Origin of the sequence: Terrabacter tumescens, from assembly GCF_014646815.1 — a bacterium.
Lineage (GTDB): Bacteria > Actinomycetota > Actinomycetes > Actinomycetales > Dermatophilaceae > Terrabacter > Terrabacter tumescens.
Genome location: NZ_BMNZ01000001.1, coordinates 34840 through 53019 on the forward strand (window position 1 = coordinate 34840; position 18180 = coordinate 53019).

General features: G+C 72.8%; 14 protein-coding genes. 9 read left to right on the forward strand and 5 right to left on the reverse strand.

Going from position 1 to position 18180, the window contains the following annotated elements:
• Positions 1-3 precede the first annotated feature (3 nt).
• Entirely contained in the window at positions 4-864 is an 861-nt protein-coding gene (mutM, locus tag IEY30_RS00185; RefSeq protein WP_030146688.1) for a bifunctional DNA-formamidopyrimidine glycosylase/DNA-(apurinic or apyrimidinic site) lyase, read from the forward strand.
• Between the two features lie 63 nt (positions 865-927).
• Here the strand turns inward: mutM and IEY30_RS00190 are convergent, their stop codons facing one another.
• Genes IEY30_RS00190 through IEY30_RS00200 form a run of 3 tightly spaced genes read right to left on the reverse strand, consistent with a single transcriptional unit; the run spans position 928 to position 4369 of the window.
• Positions 928-1260: a hypothetical protein gene (locus IEY30_RS00190; protein ID WP_030146687.1), complete on the reverse strand. Its 333-nt coding sequence runs from the start codon at positions 1258-1260 to the stop codon at positions 928-930.
• 13 nt (positions 1261-1273) lie between these two features.
• A complete protein-coding gene (locus IEY30_RS00195) occupies positions 1274-3034 on the reverse strand; it encodes a sodium:solute symporter family protein (protein WP_030146686.1) in 1761 nt (586 codons plus the stop codon).
• Positions 3035-3094: 60 nt separating this feature from the next.
• Positions 3095-4369 carry an NAD(P)/FAD-dependent oxidoreductase gene (locus tag IEY30_RS00200; protein ID WP_030146685.1) on the reverse strand — a complete coding sequence of 425 codons (1275 nt, stop codon included), beginning with the start codon at positions 4367-4369 and terminating at the stop codon, positions 3095-3097.
• A 24-nt stretch (positions 4370-4393) separates the two neighbouring features.
• Between IEY30_RS00200 and IEY30_RS00205 the strand changes: the two genes are divergently transcribed.
• From IEY30_RS00205 to IEY30_RS00225, 5 genes are all read left to right on the forward strand, one after another.
• Complete coding sequence (locus IEY30_RS00205; RefSeq protein WP_030146684.1) at positions 4394-5689, forward strand: hydroxyacid-oxoacid transhydrogenase; 1296 nt, start codon at positions 4394-4396, stop codon at positions 5687-5689.
• A gap of 92 nt (positions 5690-5781) precedes the next feature.
• On the forward strand, positions 5782-7707 hold the full coding sequence (locus tag IEY30_RS00210; RefSeq protein WP_030146683.1) for a M3 family metallopeptidase: 1926 nt from the start codon (positions 5782-5784) through the stop codon (positions 7705-7707).
• Complete coding sequence (locus IEY30_RS00215; protein WP_229674767.1) at positions 7692-8561, forward strand: MOSC domain-containing protein; 870 nt, start codon at positions 7692-7694, stop codon at positions 8559-8561. The genes IEY30_RS00210 and IEY30_RS00215 overlap by 16 nt, the downstream gene beginning before the upstream one ends.
• A gap of 66 nt (positions 8562-8627) precedes the next feature.
• Positions 8628-9095: a hypothetical protein gene (locus tag IEY30_RS00220; protein ID WP_030146681.1), complete on the forward strand. Its 468-nt coding sequence runs from the start codon at positions 8628-8630 to the stop codon at positions 9093-9095.
• A 1-nt stretch (position 9096) separates the two neighbouring features.
• Positions 9097-10857, forward strand: coding sequence for a DUF5671 domain-containing protein (locus tag IEY30_RS00225; protein WP_043415678.1), 1761 nt, complete (start codon positions 9097-9099; stop codon positions 10855-10857).
• An 83-nt stretch (positions 10858-10940) separates the two neighbouring features.
• Here IEY30_RS00225 and IEY30_RS00230 read toward each other — a convergent pair whose 3' ends face one another.
• The gene (locus IEY30_RS00230; protein WP_030146680.1) at positions 10941-12974 is read right to left on the reverse strand and encodes an acyltransferase family protein; all 2034 of its coding nucleotides are present in this window, start codon (positions 12972-12974) and stop codon (positions 10941-10943) included.
• Between the two features lie 107 nt (positions 12975-13081).
• Here IEY30_RS00230 and IEY30_RS00235 point away from each other — a divergent pair, with 107 nt between their 5' ends.
• On the forward strand, positions 13082-13396 hold the full coding sequence (locus tag IEY30_RS00235) for an acylphosphatase (RefSeq protein WP_268240949.1): 315 nt from the start codon (positions 13082-13084) through the stop codon (positions 13394-13396).
• An 18-nt stretch (positions 13397-13414) separates the two neighbouring features.
• The gene (locus IEY30_RS00240) at positions 13415-13735 is read left to right on the forward strand and encodes a chorismate mutase (RefSeq protein ID WP_030146678.1); all 321 of its coding nucleotides are present in this window, start codon (positions 13415-13417) and stop codon (positions 13733-13735) included.
• 13 nt (positions 13736-13748) lie between these two features.
• Here the strand turns inward: IEY30_RS00240 and IEY30_RS00245 are convergent, their stop codons facing one another.
• A complete protein-coding gene (locus IEY30_RS00245) occupies positions 13749-14408 on the reverse strand; it encodes an MSMEG_1061 family FMN-dependent PPOX-type flavoprotein (protein ID WP_030146677.1) in 660 nt (219 codons plus the stop codon).
• 164 nt (positions 14409-14572) lie between these two features.
• Between IEY30_RS00245 and smc the strand changes: the two genes are divergently transcribed.
• On the forward strand, positions 14573-18151 hold the full coding sequence (gene smc / locus IEY30_RS00250) for a chromosome segregation protein SMC (RefSeq protein WP_030146676.1): 3579 nt from the start codon (positions 14573-14575) through the stop codon (positions 18149-18151).
• Positions 18152-18180 lie beyond the last annotated feature (29 nt).

Genomic DNA, 18180 nt, shown 5'->3' on the forward strand with positions numbered 1-18180 from the left:
CGCGTGCCGGAGCTGCCCGAGGTCGAGGTCGTGCGTCGTGGCCTCGAGGACCACGTCGTGGGTCGTCACGTCACCCGCGCCCGGATCACCGGGGTCCGGGTGGCCCGACGCCACGACGCCGGCCCCGAGGACCTCGCCGCGCGCCTGCACGACGTCACGGTCACCGCGGCGTCGCGCCGCGGCAAGTACCTCTGGCTCGCGCTCGACGGCGAGGACGCCCTCATCGTGCACCTCGGGATGAGCGGACAGATGCTGGTCGAGCCGGCCGACGCGCCGCTCGAGAAGCACTGCCATGCCCGCTTCGACTTCAGCGACGACGGACCCCAGCTGCGCTTCGTCGACCAGCGGACCTTCGGGGGACTCGCGCTCTCACCCCTGCGGCCCGACGGCATCCCCGAGTCGGTCGCCCACATCGCGCCGGACCCCTTCGAGCCGGCCTACGACCAGGCCGCGGTGGTGCGCCGGATGAAGCAGCGCGACAGCGCCGTCAAGCGCGCCCTGCTCGACCAGACGCTGGTCTCGGGCATCGGCAACATCTACGCCGACGAGGCCCTGTGGCGCGCGCAGGTGCACGGCGAGCGGCTGTGCTCCTCGCTGACCAAGCCGACCTTGGCCCGCATCCTTGACCACGCCCACGACGTCATGGCCGAGGCGCTCGGCCAGGGCGGCACGAGCTTCGACGCGCTCTACGTCAACGTCAACGGTGCGAGCGGCTACTTCGACCGCTCGCTCCACGCCTACGGCCGCGCGGGCACCCAGTGCGACCGGTGCGGCACGATCATGCGCCGCGAGCAGTTCATGAACCGCTCGTCGTTCTCGTGCCCCGTCTGCCAGCCGCGCCCGAGACGACGCAGCCCGTCCTGACCGTCTGACGACGGGGGACGGGCTGCGACTCGGTGGTGCGTGGGCGTGGTGCGTGCGCCGCGGTCAGTGACCCGTCGAACGCCGCTTCGGTGCGGGTCGGGTGGGGTCGTCGCCGGCGGGCTCGACGTGCTCGGGGACGACGATCGGCTTGATCCGTGCCCACCCGATGAAGAACGCGCTGACGACGACGAGGGCTATGCCGGCATACAGGTTGGCGTTGACGCCGCCGGTCTTGTCGAGCGACTGGTCCCCGAAGATCCCCATGGCGAGCAGGATCAGCCCGTAGAGGCCGAGCAGGGCACCGATGAAGTTGCGGATGTCGAAGGCGCCCGCGGTGTGGCGGCCCTCCTGCTCCCCGTCGGTGCCGGGAGCGTCGAGATCGTGCTTTTCACTCATGTCGAGGCTCCTGTCAGAACAAGAAGTTGAGGACGATGACCATGCCGAGCGAGACGCCGGCGAGGGGGAGCGTGCGCCGGAACCACGGGAGCTTGTGCTCCTCGGGGTCGACGAGGTCCTCGCGCGGTGTCTCGGAGTAGACGAGGCCGCGCAGCTCGGAGACCGGCTTGGGCTCGGTCACGAGCGAGACGACGACGCTCAGCACGATGTCGACGACGAAGGCCGCGGAGGCCGCGACGAACGCGGCGCCCTGGCCGCCGAGCGGGATGACGCCGAGGCTGAGGCTCCCGAACGCGTCCTTGCTGAGGAAGGCGACGAGCACGGCCGACAGGGTGCCGGCCGAGAGACCGACCCAACCGGCGGTCGCGGTCATCCGCTTCCAGAACATGCCGAGGATGAAGGTCGCGAAGAGCGGCGCGTTGAAGAAGCCGAACAGCGTCTGGAGGTAGTCCATGACGTTGCTGAACGAGCTCGCGACGATCGCGGTGAAGATCGCGATGACGGTCGCCGCCACCGTCGCCAGACGGCCGATGCGCAGGTAGTAGTCGTCGCTGTGGTCCTTGCGGATGTAGCGCTGCCACAGGTCGTAGCTGAAGACGGTGTTGAACGCCGAGATGTTGGCGGCCATGCCGGCCATGAAGGCTGCGAGCAGACCGGCGATGGCGACGCCGAGCAGGCCGTTGGGCAGGACGTCACGCATGAGCAGCAGCAGCGAGTCGTTGAACTTCACGCCTTCGCCGGAGGCTCCGCCGGGCGGTGAGCCGCCGGACTTGAGCTGGGTGATCTCCGGGACGAGCACCGCCGCCACCATGCCGGGCAGGATGACGATGAAGGGCACGAACATCTTGGGGAACGACCCGATGATCGGCGTCTTGCGTGCTGCCGAGATCGAGTTGGACGCCATGGCGCGCTGGACCTCGACGAAGTTCGTCGTCCAGTAGCCGAAGGACAGCACGAAGCCGAGGCCGAAGACGATGCCGACGATCGACCAGAACGGCGAGTCGAAGCCGGAGAGCGCCTGGCCGGGCCAGGAGTTCAGCTGCTGCTCGGCGGAGGGCACCTTGGCGGCCGCGGCGGCGGGGGAGGCGGCGAACTCGGTGATCTTGTCCTTGAGGCCCTGGTAGCCGCCGACGCGGTGCAGGCCGATGAGCGTCAGCGGCAGCAGCGCCGCGACGATGACGAAGAACTGCAGCACCTCGTTGTAGATGGCGGCCGAGAGGCCGCCGAGCGTGATGTAGGACAGCACGATCGCGGCCGCGACGAGCAGCGCCACCCACAGGGGCCAGCCGAGCAGCGCGTGCACGATCGAGCCGAGCAGGTAGAGGTTGACGCCGGCGATGAGCAGCTGCGCGAGGGCGAAGCTGAGCGCGTTGACGAGATGGGCTCCGGTACCGAAGCGGCGGAACATGAACTCGGGGACCGAGCGCACCTTCGAGCCGTAGTAGAAGGGCATCATCACGACGCCGAGGAACAGCATGGCGGGGATGGCGCCGACCCAGAAGTAGTGCACGGTCGAGATGCCGAGCTCGGCGCCGTTGGCCGACATGCCCATGATCTCGACGGCACCGAGGTTCGCCGAGATGAAGGCGAGGCCGGTGACCCAGGCCGGCAGCGACCGGCCCGAGAGGAAGAAGTCGATCGAGTCGGACACCGCGCGCCTCGCCATGACCCCGATGCCGAGGACGAAGACGAAGTAGAGGGCGATGATGACGTAGTCGACGGGTTCGGCGCTGATGAGGGTGTCCGCGGTGGGCAGACCCGCCAGTGCGTGCATGCGTTCAGTCCCTTCGTTGGGCGACGACTCACGCTAACGTAGCGTCCGACGCGGGGCGCGTCAGGACGGGTCGGTGCCTCGTGCCCGTGTGATGAGCCGTTTGAGCGGGACGGAGGTGTCCGCCGCGCTGTCGGCAGGGATGGTCATACCCTTCTCCAGCGCTCGTTTCACAGCGACGTAGTCGGCGGGAACGCCCACCGACTCGACGGCGATGAGCAGCCCGTCGCGGTAGCTGAGCAGCGAGAACCGCTCTGCCGCAACGTCGCCGCGCACCACGGTCCGGTCGGCGCCGTGGGGGAGGCCGGCCATCTGCAGCCGGAGGTCGCCCTGGTCGCTCCAGAACCACGGCACGGTGTCGTATGCCGTGTCGTGGCCGGCCAGGGTCGCCGCGGCGGTGCGTGCCTGGTCGGTCGCGTGCGGCACGCTCTCGAGCCTCGTGGGGCCGGGCTCGCCGCGCGTGAACGGGTTGGGGCCGACCGCGCAGTCACCGGCCGCGACGGTCAGGCCGTCGGAGGTGCGGGCGTGCTCGTCCACGACGATGCCGTGGGGCTCGACGAGGAGGCCGAGCTGCTCGGCGAGCTCGGTGCGGGGGAGTGCCCCGATGCCGACGACGACGAGGTCGGCGGGCACCGTCGTGCCGTCCGCGAGCTCGGCGCCGGTCACCGCACCATCGGCCCCGACGACGCGGACGGCGTTGGCGCCCAGCAGGATTCGGGTGCCGCGGCGCCGGTGCGCGTCCCGCACGGCGTCGGAGAGTGCGGCGGTGACAGCCCGCCCGAGCAGGCGGTCGGTCGCCTCGACGACGGTCACCGCGGCGCCGAGCGCCCGTGCCCCCGCTGCGATCTCGAGTCCGATGAACCCCCCTCCCACGACGACGACGTCGCGTGCAGCACGCAGGCGGGGAGCGAGCAGGTCCGCGTCGGCGAGGGTGCGCACGGAGTGCACGCCGGTGAGGTCCGCGCCCTCGACGGGCAGCGTGCGGTTGACCGCGCCGGTGGTCAGGGCGAGCCGGTCGAAGGCCACCGTGCGGCCCGAGGCGAGCGTGGCGCTGCCGGTGGAACCCTCCCGCGCGATCGACACGACGGCGTCGCCGGTGACGAGCTCGACACCGAGCCCGGCGAACCACGAGGCGTCGTGGAAGACGAGCGAGTTGCGGTCGTGCTCGCCGCGCAGGTAGGTCTTGGACAGCGGCGGCCGCTCGTAGGGCGGCTCGGGCTCGTCGCCCACGAGGACGACGGGCGCGGTGTCGCCGAGCTCGTGCAGCGCGGTGACGAGCGAGATGCCGGCCTGTCCCGCGCCGACGACGAGGGTCCTGGCGCTCTCGTCACTCGGCATGGACCCCAGCCTAGGGTGGGGCGCATGACGTGGTCTCCCGCCAACCCCGAGTCCGTCTTCACCTACGGCGCCCCGCAGCTGAAGTTCGGCGCAGGGGCTGCCGACGAGCTCGGCCACGACCTGCTGGCACTCGGTGCGCACCGGGTCCTCGTGGTGACCGATCCCGGTGTCCTCGCGACCGGGTGGCCGGACCGGGTCGCCGAAGGCGTGCGGGGATTCGGGATCGAGGTGGTCGTCCACGACTCCGCCCACGTCGAGCCGACCGACGCGAGCCTCCTGACCGCGGTGGAGCGGGCCCGCGCCGAGGGCCCCTTCGACGGCTACGTCGCCGTCGGTGGCGGCTCTGCCATCGACACGGCCAAGGCGGTCGACCTCGTGCTCAGCGACGGCGGCGACCTCATGGACTACGTCAACGTGCCCATCGGTGCCGGCCGCGCCCCGGGCCGTCCGCTCGCGCCGCTCGTCGCGGTGCCGACGACGACGGGGACCGGCGCCGAGAGCACGACGATCTGTGTGCTCGACGTGCTCTCCCTCAAGGTCAAGACCGGCATCAGCCACGTGCGGCTGCGCCCGAGCCTCGCCGTCGTCGACGCGCGCCTGACCGCGACTCAGCCTGCTGGCGTCACGGCGAGCGCGGGGATGGACATCCTCTGCCACGCCCTCGAGAGCTGGACGGCGCGTCCCTACACGAGCTACGAGCGCAAGCAGCCGGGCGAGCGCGTGCCCTACTGCGGCAGCAACCCCATCTCCGACATCTGGTCCGAGCGGTCGATGTCTTTGCTGGCCAAGGCTTTCCGCACAGCAGTCCGCGACGGGTCCGACGAGGCCGCCCGCGGCGACATGGCGCTCGCGGCGACGTTCGCCGGCCTCGGCTTCGGAAACGCCGGCGTCCACGTGCCGCACGCCAACGCGTACCCGATCGCCGGCCGCGTGCGCGACTTCCACCCGGACGGCTACCCGAGCGACGAGCCGATGGTTCCGCACGGCATGGCCGTCGCGCTGACCGCGCCCGAGGCGTTCCGCTGGACCTTCGACGCCGACCCCGAGCGCCACCTCGCGGCCGCCCGGCTCCTCGACCCCGGCCACGGCGCGCGCTGGCAGGCCCAGCCTCGCGACGTGCTGCCCGGTGTCCTCGTCGACCTCATGCGCGACATCGGGCTGCCCAGCGGCCTGGCCGAGGTCGGCTACACCGAGGCCGACGTCCCCGACCTCGTCGAGGGGGCCCTCAAGCAGCAGCGGCTCCTCGCGACGAGCCCGCGCGAGGTCGACGCGGACGACCTCGCCGGCATCGTCACCCGGTCCCTGCACCTCTGGGACTGACGAAGGCAACCGCGCAGGTTTTTGCGGGGGAACACCGGGGCGCAGGCCGCTTGCGGCCGTGAGCTCCCGTGCGTCCGCATACAGTGCCGTCTGTGACGACCGAGCCTACCCACCTGCCCCTTCCCCTCGAGAGCGACTGGCTCGACTGGGTCGGCGCCCGCGGCGAGCAGCAGCTCGCGCTGGCCCGCTCCCTCGTCGAGGGCCTGCGCAGCGACCCGCCGAAGGAGCCGGTGGAGGTCCTGCGGGTCTGGAACGACGCGCAGACGGCGCTGTCCAACGCCGCCTCGGTGGGCTCCCTCTTCTCCGAGGTGCACCCCGACGAGGCCGTGCGCGAGCGCGCCGAGGCCGTGGCGCAGCAGGTGCAGAAGCTCGACACCGACCTCGGTCTCGACACCGGGCTGTATGCCGTCCTGGCGGGTCTCGACGCGAGCGGCCTCGACGCCGACGCGTCACGGGTCCTCGAGCGCACCCTGCGCGACTTCCGCCGCTCGGGCGTCGACCAGGACGAGCCGACGCGGGACCGGCTGCGCGAGCTGGGCGAGCGCGCGATCCTGCTGAGCCAGGAGTTCAGCAAGAACATCCGCGAGGACGTGCGCAGCATCAAGGTCACGCCGGACCGCCTGGCCGGCCTGCCGCAGGACTGGGTCGACGCCCACCCCGTCGGTGACGACGGGCTCGTCACCGTGACGACCGACTACCCGGACGTCGTGCCGTTCCGCACGTTCGCGCACGACGCCGCTGCCCGGCGCGACCTCGTCACGCAGTTCCTCACCATCGCCTGGCCGGCCAACGACCGCGTCCTGCAGGAGATCTTCGCGGTGCGTCGCGAGCACGCAGCCCTGCTCGGCTACGCGTCCTGGGCCGACTACGACGCCGAGGTGAAGATGATCGGCAGCGGCAAGGCGATCGGTGAGTTCGTCGACCGGATCACCGAGCTGTCGACCGCGAGCGCCGAGCGCGACAAGGCCGTCCTGCTCGAGCGGCTGCGCCAGGACCGTCCCGACGCCACCGACATCGACGGCGCCGACACGAGCTACTACGCCGAGCTCGTCCGCAAGGAGCAGCTGGCCGTCGACGCCCAGCAGGTGCGCACGTACTTCCCGTTCGAGTCGGTGCGCCAGGGGCTGCTCGACGTGACCGGTCGTCTCTTCGGCCTCGAGTGGACCCCGGTCGCCCGCGAGGACGCCCGGACGTGGCACGAGGAGGTCGCGACCTACGACGTGTCCTTCGAGGGAGAGCGCATCGGGCGCATCCACCTCGACCTGCACCCGCGCGAGGGCAAGTACAAGCACGCCGCCCAGTTCGACCTCGCTCGTGGCGTCGCGGGCACGCAGCTCGCCGAGGGCGTGCTCGTCTGCAACTTCAACCGAGGACTGATGGAGCACGACGAGGTGGTGACCCTCTTCCACGAGTTCGGCCACCTCGTGCACCACGTCCTCGCCGGCCGCACCGAGTGGGTGCGCTTCTCCGGGGTCGCGACCGAGTGGGACTTCGTCGAGGCCCCGAGCCAGATGCTCGAGGAGTGGGCCTGGGACGCCGACGTCCTCGCCACCTTCGCCCGCAACGCGGACGGCGAGACCATCCCGGCCGACCTCGTGCGGGCGATGCGCCGCGCCGACGACTTCGGCAAGGGCTACGACGCGCGCACGCAGATGTTCTACGCCGCGCTGTCCTACGACTTCCACGTGCACGAGACCGACGACCTCACGGCCCGCCTGCGCGAGCTGATGGAGCGCTACTCCGTCTTCCCGTACCTCTCGGGCACGCACATGCAGTGCCACTTCGGGCACCTCGACGGCTACAGCTCGGCGTACTACACCTACATGTGGTCGCTCGTCATCGCCAAGGACATGTTCTCCGCCTTCGACCACGGTGACCTCTTCGACCCCGAGGTCGCCGGCGCCTACCGCGACAAGGTGCTCGCCCAGGGCGGACGCCGCGACGCTGCCGACCTCGTCGAGGACTTCCTCGGCCGGCCCTACACCTTCGACGCGTATGCCGCGTGGCTCGCGGAGTGACCCCGCGCGGGAGTGAGGGGGTGCACGTCACGGCGCTGACGGCATACCCCGTCAAGTCCCTGGGTGGCGTGTCCGTCGACGAGGCGGTCGTCGAGGTGCAGGGGCTGCGGCACGACCGTCGGTGGGCGGTCGTCGACCCGGACGGCGCCAAGGTCACCGCGCGCGAGGAGCACGCCCTGCTCGGCCTGCGTGCCGAGCCGCTCGACGCCGGCGGGGTGCGGCTGCTCGCCCCGGGTGCCGAGTCGCTCGAGGTGGCACCGCCCCGCGACGCCGCCCCGGTGCCCGTCGGCTTCTCCGGACAGGACCGCGCGCGCCCGGCCGGCGCGGACGCCCACGAGTGGCTGTCGGAGCGCGTCGGCCGCCCGCTGCGACTGGTCTGGCAGGACGAGCAGACGCACCGCCCGATCCGCGCCGACCTGGGTGGCGTCGACGGCGACCGCAACTCGCTGTCGGACGCGGCACCGCTCCACGTGACGTCGGAGTCGTCCCTCGCCCAGCTCAACGACTGGGTGACCGAGACGGCGTTCGAACGAGGCGAGCAGGCCCGGGATCCCTTGGGGCACGACCGTTTCCGGCCCAACGTCGTCGTCGCAGGGTCCGCGCCGTTCGCGGAGGACGGCTGGTCGTCCGTGCGCATCGGCGACGTGCCCTTCCGGGCGACGATGGTGTGCGACCGGTGCGTCATGACGACGATCGACCGGGACTCCCTGCGCACCGGCAAGGAGCCGATCCGCACGCTGGCCCGGCACCGCAGGTGGGAGGGCGCCACGTGGTTCGGGATCAGGCTCACCCCGGTGCTGCCGCTCGCGCCCGGCGCGACCCTCCGGGTCGGGGACGAGGTCGTCCCGGGCTGACCGGGTGAGTCGCACCTCACTGCCCAACCGTCCACGTTGCGGCAGCGGGGGCACGAGACTCGAGGAATGAGGACGAAGCGGGTCCTCGGGGGCGCGGTCGCCTTGATCGTCGTGCTGGCCACCTTCTCGGCGGTCATCGCGTCGAGGCGCGACGCGTCCGTCCTCGACCCCACCGGCCCCGTCGCCGCGGTCCGGTCCTTCGTCTCTGCCGTCGTCGACGGACGGACCGACGAGGCCGCTCGCTGGCTCGACCCCAAGGGCGAGTGCGGGCCCGAGGACCTCGTCCACGGCCTCATCGTGCCGGGGGAGGCGCCTCCCGTCCGGGTCGAGCTCGTGGGGAGCAGCACCGAGGGCACGACCGGGGCGTCGACCGCGACCGTGGAGGTCGTGATCCGCCTCGGTGGTGGCGAGATGGGCCCGTTCGGGACCTCCGAGTACTCGGAGCGAGCGACCTACTCGCTCCGCTCCGTCGAGGGCGCCTGGCGTCTCACCGGGACGCCGTGGCCCATCGAGTCCTGCTCACCGGGAGGCTGACATGGTCGGCTCGCTCGTCATCGCACTCGTCGTCATCGCCGTGGCCGTCTGGGGCGGCCGACGGGCCCTGGCCCGGGGCGGCAGCCCCCACGTGACGGACGGGGCGTCGGTCCGTCGTTTCTTCACGTATGCCGTCCTGCTCGGCCTGCTCTTCGTGGCGGGCAACGGTGTCGTCGGCCTGCTCGCCAGGGTGCTCGACCCCGGGAACCCGACCGAGTACCTCGAAGGGCTCGACGAGATGCTGGCCCAGCAGACGGCGTTCGCCGTCGTCGGGGTGCCCCTCTACGTCGTCGTCGCGGCGTGGACCCGGAGCCGGGTCCGCGACGACCCGAGCGAGGCGGCCTCGCGGGGCTTCACCTTCTACCTGACCGCCGCACAGGTGGTCTCGCTCGTGCTGACCCTCCTGGCCGTGCAGGCCACCGTCGGGTGGGCGCTCGGCGCACCGCAGATGGGCGCCCAGTTCGCTGAGCTCCTCGTGTGGGGTGGCTCCTGGCTGGCACACCGCTTCGTGGAGCGCCGCGTCGTGGGACGGGACGTGCTGACGGTGGCGGGGCTGCTCGGGGCGGCCCTCGGTCTGGGCTTCACGGCCGCCGGCGTCGTCATGCTCGTCGCGCACGTGGTGGGGCAGGTGCTGCAGATCCCCTCGAGCCAGACCGCCATGGACCCGTCGCTGCTGCAGCTCGGCGTCATGACGCTCGTCGCCGGCCTGCCCGTCTGGGCCGTGTGCTGGGTGGTCCCGGCGCGGCGGCTGCAGCGCGGGACCCTCTGGCACGTGCTCGTCCTGCTCGTCGGCGTCGCGGGCGGCCTGCTCACGGCGGTCGTCGGCGCGAGCGTGGCGCTCGACCGGGTCGTCGTCTGGCTCGTGCGGGGGACGGGAGCCGACGCCACGGCACAGCTGCAGGCGCTGCCCCCGGCGCTCGGTGCCCTGCTGGTCGGGAGCCTGGTCTGGCTCTACCACCGGTCCGTCCTGCGGGCCGGTGGCACGGGACCTGACACGGAACCTGGCACGGGACCTGAGACGGCGCCTGACACGGGGCGCACCGAGGTGCGGCGCGCCTACGACTACCTGCTCGCCGGTGTCGGGCTCGTCGCGGCCGCCGTGGGTCTCGTCGTCATGATCGTCGCGGGGGTCGAGGGGCTGTCCGGCACCGACGTCGTGCTCGTCGGTGGGAGCGACCCCGTCGACACCGTCATCGCCGCCGGGACGCTGCTCGTGCTCGGCGGTCCGGTGTGGTGGCTGTTCTGGCGCCGACTCGAGCGCGCCGAGCAGGCCGACCCGGTGGCGGAGCGCCGCTCCGGCAGCCGCCGCGTCTACGTGCTCCTGCTCTTCGGGGTGGCCGGGGTCGCGGCGGTGGCCGCGCTGCTGTTCGGCGTGGTCGGGGTGCTCCAGGACGTCTTCGCCGGCTCGGTCGGGCCGCAGACCCTCCAGAACGTCCGCTACCCGTTGGGGATCATCGTGACCTCCGGGCTGGTCGCGGCCTACCACTGGACCGTGCTGCGCGCCGACCGCGGCGTGCTCGGGGAGCAGCAGCACGGCCCGCGCTACGTCCTGCTCGTCGGCCCGGCCGACCCGGACGTCGCCCGTGAGGCCCACGCGCGCACCGGCGGCGTCGTCAACCTCGTGGCGCGCACCGACGTCGAGGCGGCGCCGTGGCCGGTGGACGAGCTGGCGGCCACCCTGGCCGGTCTCCCGGACGCAGGGATCGTCGTCGTCGCGGACGACAAGGGCGGCCTGCGCACGATCCCCGTCACGCCTCCCTGAGACCTGCAGCGGCCAAGCCGCTGGCCGAGGTGTCCGGCCTGCGGAGACGACCGTCAGGGCCGGTGAGGGCCGGTCAGGGCCGGTCAGGGGATGGGGAGCTCCTTGAGCACGACCGCCGTGCCGGTCCTCCGCTCGGAGAGGTCGGCCAGGGCCTGCCGGACCGTCTTGGAGAAGAGGTGGGCGCCCTTGATGGTGGGGTGGATCCGGTCGGACTGCACCTGGTCCGGGTGGGCACGGATCGCGTCGGCCCAGTCGGCCACGACGACGTTGGGCCGGCCCCGAGCGACGAGCTCGAGCGTGGCGTTGTCGGTGTCGACGCGCGCGAACGGACCCATGATGTTGACGAGGACGACCATGCGGTCGGGCCCGAGGGTGTCGAGGACCTGCTTGACGCGGTCCTCGTCGACGCCGGCGTTGGTGCCGAAGGCGAGGATGACGGCGCGCCGGTTGCCGTCGCCGCGGGCCGTGACCTCGGCGAGCCCGTCGGACCATCGACGGTTGGACTTCGCGTCGATGCGGATGCCCGGGAAGTAGTAGCGCAGGGCCTGCAGGCTGCCCACCATGATCGAGTCGCCGTAGGCGTCGATCTCGTTGCCCGCGGGCATCGTGAACGAGGCCTTGGTGCCGGTCGCCGTCGCGGGCCTCGACGCCGAGGGGCCCGGCGTCGGGCTCAGGCCCACGGGGACCGAGGTGGCCGAGGTGGCCGAGGGGACCGGCGACGAGGCACCGGCCGAGGGCGTCGCGAGCGCCGCTGCGTCCGCCGCGGCCTCGTTCTCGGCGAGCATGCGCGCGGTCTCGCTCTGGTCGGGCGCCGTGAGGACGATGACGGCCGTCACGACCGCCACGGCGGTGACGGCGCCGGCCAGCCCGCGCTTGCCGCGCACCGTGAGGCCGGACAGGCCGCCGCGCAGCCTCGATGCCACTCCGCGAAAGCCCAGGGTGCGGAAGGGCGCCTCGACGAAGCGGAAGGTCAGGTCGGCGAGGGCGAGCGTCACGAGCACGCACCACAGCCGGGTCAGCAGGTGCGACATGGTGCCGGGCGCCGACGGGTTGTCGAGGGCCACGAGCAGGATGACGGGCCAGTGCCAGAGGTAGATCGAGTAGGACCGGGCGCCGACCCAGCCGGCGACGGGGTGCTGCAGGGCGCGCTGCAGCCCGGTCGGTCCTCCGGGTCGCCGCTCGACCACCCCCATGACGAGGACGGCGGTCGCGAGCGAGGCCAGCACGATGCCGCCTCGGAAGGTCAGCGTCGACTGCTCGTCGAGGAGGGCCATCTCACCTAGCAGGACCACGAGGGCGAGCGGGACGGCATACGCCCCGAGCCGCCCCCAGCGGGACGGCGCCACCCACGGCGCGAGCTGCGGGCTCGCCCACGCGAACGCGAGCGCGGCGCCGGCCATGAGCCCGATCAGGTGCGTGTCGGTGCCGTAGTAGACACGGGTCGCGTCGGTGCCCGGGGTGAAGAGCACCGCCATGGCCGCCGCTGAGCCGGCGCCGGCGGTGACCGCGACCCCCACCCGCACCCGGCTCGGGACCGCGAGCAGCGCCAGGGTCGCGAGAGGCCAGAAGAGGTAGAACTGCTCCTCGACGGCCAGCGACCAGAAGTTCATGAACAGCTGCGGCGCGGTCTGGTCGAAGTAGCTGGTGCCCGCCGTGATCTCGATCCAGTTCGTCGAGAAGGTCAGGGCGCCGAGCATCTGCCGGCCCACGTCGACGAGCAGGTCCGAGCTGACGGCGCGGGCGATGAGCACGCTCGTGACGACGCAGAGGACGAGCGCGGGCAGCAGGCGCCGCGCCCGCCGCACCCAGAACTGCGAGAGGGCGATGCGGCCGGTGCGCTCCCGCTCGCGCAGCAGCAGCGTGGTGATGAGGAAGCCCGAGACGACGAAGAAGACGTCGACGCCGAGGAAGCCGCCCGGGAGCCACGACGCGTTGAGGTGGTAGACGAGGACACCGACGATGGCGAGGGCCCTCAGGCCGTCGAGCCCCTCGATGCGCGCCCCGCGGCCCGAGGACGGGCGACCGGGCAGGGCACGACCGGATCGCGACCTGGCCTCCGTGGCCGTCCCGGCGGTCTGGCTCGTGCCATCCGCCCGTGAAATCGCCGACGTCGTCACGTCGCTCCTTCCGTGGCCTGCGGTGAGTGGAGTCACCGGTGTGCCTGCCGCGAGCATAGTGACGGGTGGTGCCCACGTTGCGGCGCCACGCGGCATACCGTGTCGGGGTGGACGGAGCAGCGAGCGGGCCGACGGACGAGACGGTGCGGGTCACGATGTTCGTGCGGGGAAGAGTGCAGGGAGTCGGCTTCCGGTGGTGGACCCGGGCACGGGCGCTCGAGCTCGGTCTCGTCGGGCACGCCCGCAACACGGTGGACGGACGCGTCGAGGTCGCGGCGCAGGGCAGCGCGGACGCCGTCGACGCCCTCGAGGCGCTGCTGCGCGAGAGCCCCTCGACGACGCGCCGCCCCGGCCACGTCGAGGGAGTCGTCGTGCAGCCCGGCGTTCCGAGGGACGGGATCACCGGATTCGTCGAACGGTGAGCCGCCTAGGCTGACCGGGTGAGCGACGTGCCCGACGTGCCTGAGGTCCCCGAGGTCCCTGCCGAGCTCGCGCGGCTGCGCAGCAGCATCGACAACATCGATGCCGCGCTCGTGCACCTGCTGGCCGAGCGCTTCAAGTGCACCCAGCAGGTCGGCCGGCTCAAGGCCGAGCAGCACCTGCCCGCCGCGGACCCGCAGCGCGAGGAGCGACAGATCGCGCGGCTGCGGTCGCTCGCCGACAGTGCCGGTCTCGACCCGGTCTTCGCCGAGGCGTTCCTGAACTTCATCATCGCCGAGGTCATCCACCACCACGAGCGCATCGCGAACGGCGACACGTAGGGGCGCGCTCGGGTCAGTAGAGCGTCGCCTGCTGTCGCTCCTCGAGGGCCGCGTCGTAGGCAGCCGCCTCGGCGTCCGAGGCGAAGCCACCCGCCTCGCGGGTCATGGTGCCGGCCGTCGGCAGCGTCCTCGGGTCGACCCGGGACCCGCTGTCCCACAGACGGCTCCGCCGGACCGCCCTCGCGCACTGGAAGTAGACGCGCTCGACCGTGACGACGAGCACCGAGGCGGGCGCGATGCCTTTGACCTCGTGCCGGGCCAGCTCGCCCGGATCGGTCGAGATGACCGCCGTGCCGCGCACCCGCAGCTCCTCGCCGAGCCCCGGCACGAGGAAGAGCAGGCCCACCCGCGGGTCGGCGACGACGTTGCGCAGCGTGTCGAGACGGTGGTTGCCCCGACGGTCCGGGATGACGAGGGTGCGCTCGTCGCGGACGACGACGAACCCCGGGGCGTCGCCGCGCGGCGACTGGTCCAGGCCCCCGTCGCCGACCGTCGCGACGACGACGAACGGGGCGGCGGCGATGATCCGGGTGTGGCTGGGCGTCAGCGTCCGGGACTCCTTGGCGAGGCTGTTCGGCGCCGGGGTGCCGGGGTAGACCTCGAGCAGCCGCTCGACCGAGGTGACGTCGTGCTCGTCCTGCGCAGGGCCTCCGCGGCGCTCGTCCGTGTCCACCCACCCACGGTATGCCGTCCGGCGGGCTGCGGCGGGCTGCGGCGGGCTCCGGCGGGCTCCGGCGGGCTCCGGCAGCGCGGGGCGCTCGCCTCCCCGGTGCAGGGCCCCGCGGCTAGTACGCTGACCGGGATCGCTGGCTGGCTGGACAAAGGATTTCTCGGGTCGTGTACGTCAAGAGCCTCACCCTGAAGGGCTTCAAGTCCTTCGCCTCGGCGACCCACATGCGTCTCGAGCCCGGCATCACCTGCATCGTCGGCCCCAACGGCTCCGGCAAGAGCAACGTCGTCGACGCGCTCGCCTGGGTGATGGGCGAGCAGGGCGCCAAGTCGCTGCGCGGCGGCAAGATGGAGGACGTCATCTTCGCCGGCACGTCCGGTCGGGCCCCGCTCGGTCGGGCCGAGGTCGCGCTCACCATCGACAACACCGACGGCGCGCTGCCGATCGACTACACCGAGGTGACGATCGCCCGCACGATGTTCCGCAACGGCGGTTCGGAGTACGCCATCAACGGCACCCCCTGCCGGCTGCTCGACGTGCAGGAGCTCCTCTCCGACAGCGGCATCGGCCGCGAGATGCACGTCATCGTCGGGCAGGGGCAGCTCGACACCGTCCTGCGCGCGACCCCCGAGGAGCGCCGCGGCTTCATCGAGGAGGCCGCGGGCGTCCTCAAGCACCGCAAGCGCAAGGAACGCGCGCTGCGCAAGCTCGACACGATGGAGGCCAACCTCACCCGGGTGCACGACCTCACGGGCGAGATCCGCCGGCAGCTGGGACCGCTCGGTCGCCAGGCCGAGACGGCCCGCAAGGCCGCCGTCATCCAGACCGACGCCCGCGACGCCCGCCTGCGCCTGCTGGCCGACGACCTCGTCCAGCTGACCTCGACGCTCGAGCAGGAGGTCGCCGACGAGTCGGCCCTCATCGAGCGGCGCTCCGAGGTGGAGGAGTCCATCGGCGACCTCGCCCACCGGCTGTCCACGCTGGAGGAGGCGGCCGGGGCCGCCCGCCCCGCGCTGACCCGGGCCCAGGACGAGTACGTCTCGCTCGGTCGCCTCGTCGAGCGGATGGCCTCGACCCGGTCGCTGGCCGCCGAGCGCGTGCGCCTGCTGAGCGAGGACGACGAGCCCGACGCCCCCGGGCAGAGCCGCGACCCGGTTCAGCTGCGCGAGCAGGCCGCCGAGGTGCGCGAGCAGGAGGCGTACCTCCTCGAGGAGATCGCCGAGGCCAAGGCCGCCCTCGAGGAGGCGGTCCTGAACCGCACCGACGCCGAGCGCGGGCACGCCGAGGAGACCACCCGCCTGCAGCGCGAGGCCCGGGCCGCCGCCGACCGGCGTGAGGGCCTGGCCAAGCTTGGGGGACAGGTCGGCGCCAAGGCCTCGCGCATCGAGGCCCGTGAGGCCGAGGTCGGACGGCTGCGCAGCACCATCGAGGCCGCCCAGGCCCGCGCGGCCGAGGCCGAGCACGAGTTCTCCCGGCTCGAGTCGAGCGTCGCCCAGGACGAGGAGGGCGAGGAGGGCCTCGACACCGCCTACGAGGAGGCCGCCGAGCGCCTCGACGCCGCCGAGGCCGAGCTCGCCCGTTGGAAGGAGGCCGAGGCGAACGCCGAGCGCGCACGCACCACGGCCGCCGCCCGCGTCGAGGCCCTCGGCCTCAGCCTCAGCCGCAAGGACGGCGCCGCCGCGTTGCTGGCCGCCGCCGACGACAGCCACGAGATCCTCGGGTCGGTCGCCTCGCTCGTCACCGTCGAGCCCGGCCTCGAGAACGCCGTCGCCGCCGCCCTCGGGTCCGCGGCCGAGGCGCTCGCCGTCGGCTCCCTCGAGGCGGCGGCCGCCGCCCTCGACGCCCTCCGCGACGGCGACAACGGTAGGGCCAGCCTGCTCGTCTCCGAGTCGGCCACGCCCGTCGACCACGCCTCCTGGCCCGCCCTGCCAGGCGAGGCCCGCTGGGCCCGCGACGTCGTGGAGTGCCCCGCGTCCGTGCGTCCGGCCGTCGACCAGGTGCTCGAGCGCGTCGCCCTCGTGCCCGACGGCTCCGCCGCCCGCACCCTCGTGCGCAGCCACCCCGGCCTGACCGCCGTCACCCGCGGCGGCGACGTCTACGCCCCCGGGGCCGTGCGCGGCGGCAGCACGAGCGCACCGAGCCTGCTCGAGCTGCAGGCCGCACTGGACGACGCCCAGGACGCCATGGCGCGCGCCACCCGTGAGGGCGAGGAGGCCCGGTTCCGCGTGGCCGGCGCCGAGTCGCACCGTGCCGAGCTCGCCGACGCGGTCGAGGCCGCGCTCGAGCGGCTCAACGAGAGCGACGCCCGGATGGCCGCGATCGCCGAGAAGCTCGGCTCGCTGGGGCAGACCCTGCGAGCCGCTCGGTCCGAGGTCGAGCGCACCGAGAAGGCCATCGCCGACGCCATGACGGCCCTCGAGGCCGACCAGACCGAGCACGCCGCCCTCCTCGAGCGCCTCGAGGCCGCGAGCGGCGAGGGCGACTTCGCCGACGAGCCCTCGACGGAGGAGCGCGACCGGCTCGAGGCCGTCGCCCGCGAGGCACGCGCGGCCGAGACCGAGCTGCGTCTCGCGCTGCGCACCCGCGAGGAGCGGTCACGCGCCCTCAAGGACCGCGCCGACGCGCTCGAGCGCAGTGCCCGCCACGAGGAGGAGACCCGTCGCCGGCTCGCCGAGAAGCGCGCCCGCCGTCGCACCGAGGCCGCCGTCGCCGATGCCGTGCGCGCTGCTGCCACGTGGGCCCACGAGCTGCTCGTCGAGTCGGCCGAGCAGGCCGGCCGGGCGCGTGCCGCCGGCGAGGCGGAGCGCACCGAGCGCGACGCCGAGCTCGCGGTCGTGCGCCGCGACATCTCGGTCCTGCAGGCCGAGCTGCGCGAGCTGACCGACACCGTGCACCGCGACGAGGTCGCCCGCACCCAGCAGCGCCTGCGCATCGAGCAGCTCGAGACCAAGGCCGTCGAGGAGCTCGGCATCGCGCCGTCCGACCTCGTCGAGGAGTACGGCCCGCACCAGCTCGTGCCGGCCGTGCCCGACCCCGACGCAGACCCGGACGCGCCCCAGGCGGACCCCGTGCCCTTCGTGCGCGAGGCCCAGGAGAAGCGGCTTCGGCAGGCCGAGCGCAAGCTGAACGCCCTCGGGCGCATCAACCCGCTCGCTCTCGAGGAGTTCACGGCCCTCGAGGAGCGCCACAAGTTCCTCACCGAGCAGCTCGAGGACCTCAAGAACTCCAAGCGGGACCTGCTCGACATCGTCAAGGAGGTCGACGAGCGCGTCGAGCGCGTCTTCGCCGAGGCCTTCGAGGACACCGCGGTCCAGTTCGAGCGCGTCTTCCAGCGCCTCTTCCCGGGCGGCGAGGGGCGACTCGTCCTCACCGACCCGTCCAACATGCTGACGACCGGCCTCGAGGTAGAGGCCCGGCCCCCGGGCAAGAAGATCAAGCGGCTGTCGCTGCTCTCCGGCGGCGAGCGCTCGCTCGTCGCGGTGGCGCTGCTCGTCGCGATCTTCAAGGCGCGGCCCTCGCCCTTCTACATCATGGATGAGGTCGAGGCCGCCCTCGACGACGCCAACCTCGGCCGCCTCATCACCCTCTTCGAGGAGCTGCGCGACAGCTCCCAGCTCATCGTCATCACCCACCAGAAGAAGACGATGGAGATCGCTGACGCCCTCTACGGCGTCAGCATGCGCGGCGACGGTGTCACGACGGTCGTGAGCCAGCGGCTGCGCGACGTCGCCGACCGCTCCGCCTGAGGCACGCGGCATACGCCCCCGGTCGACAC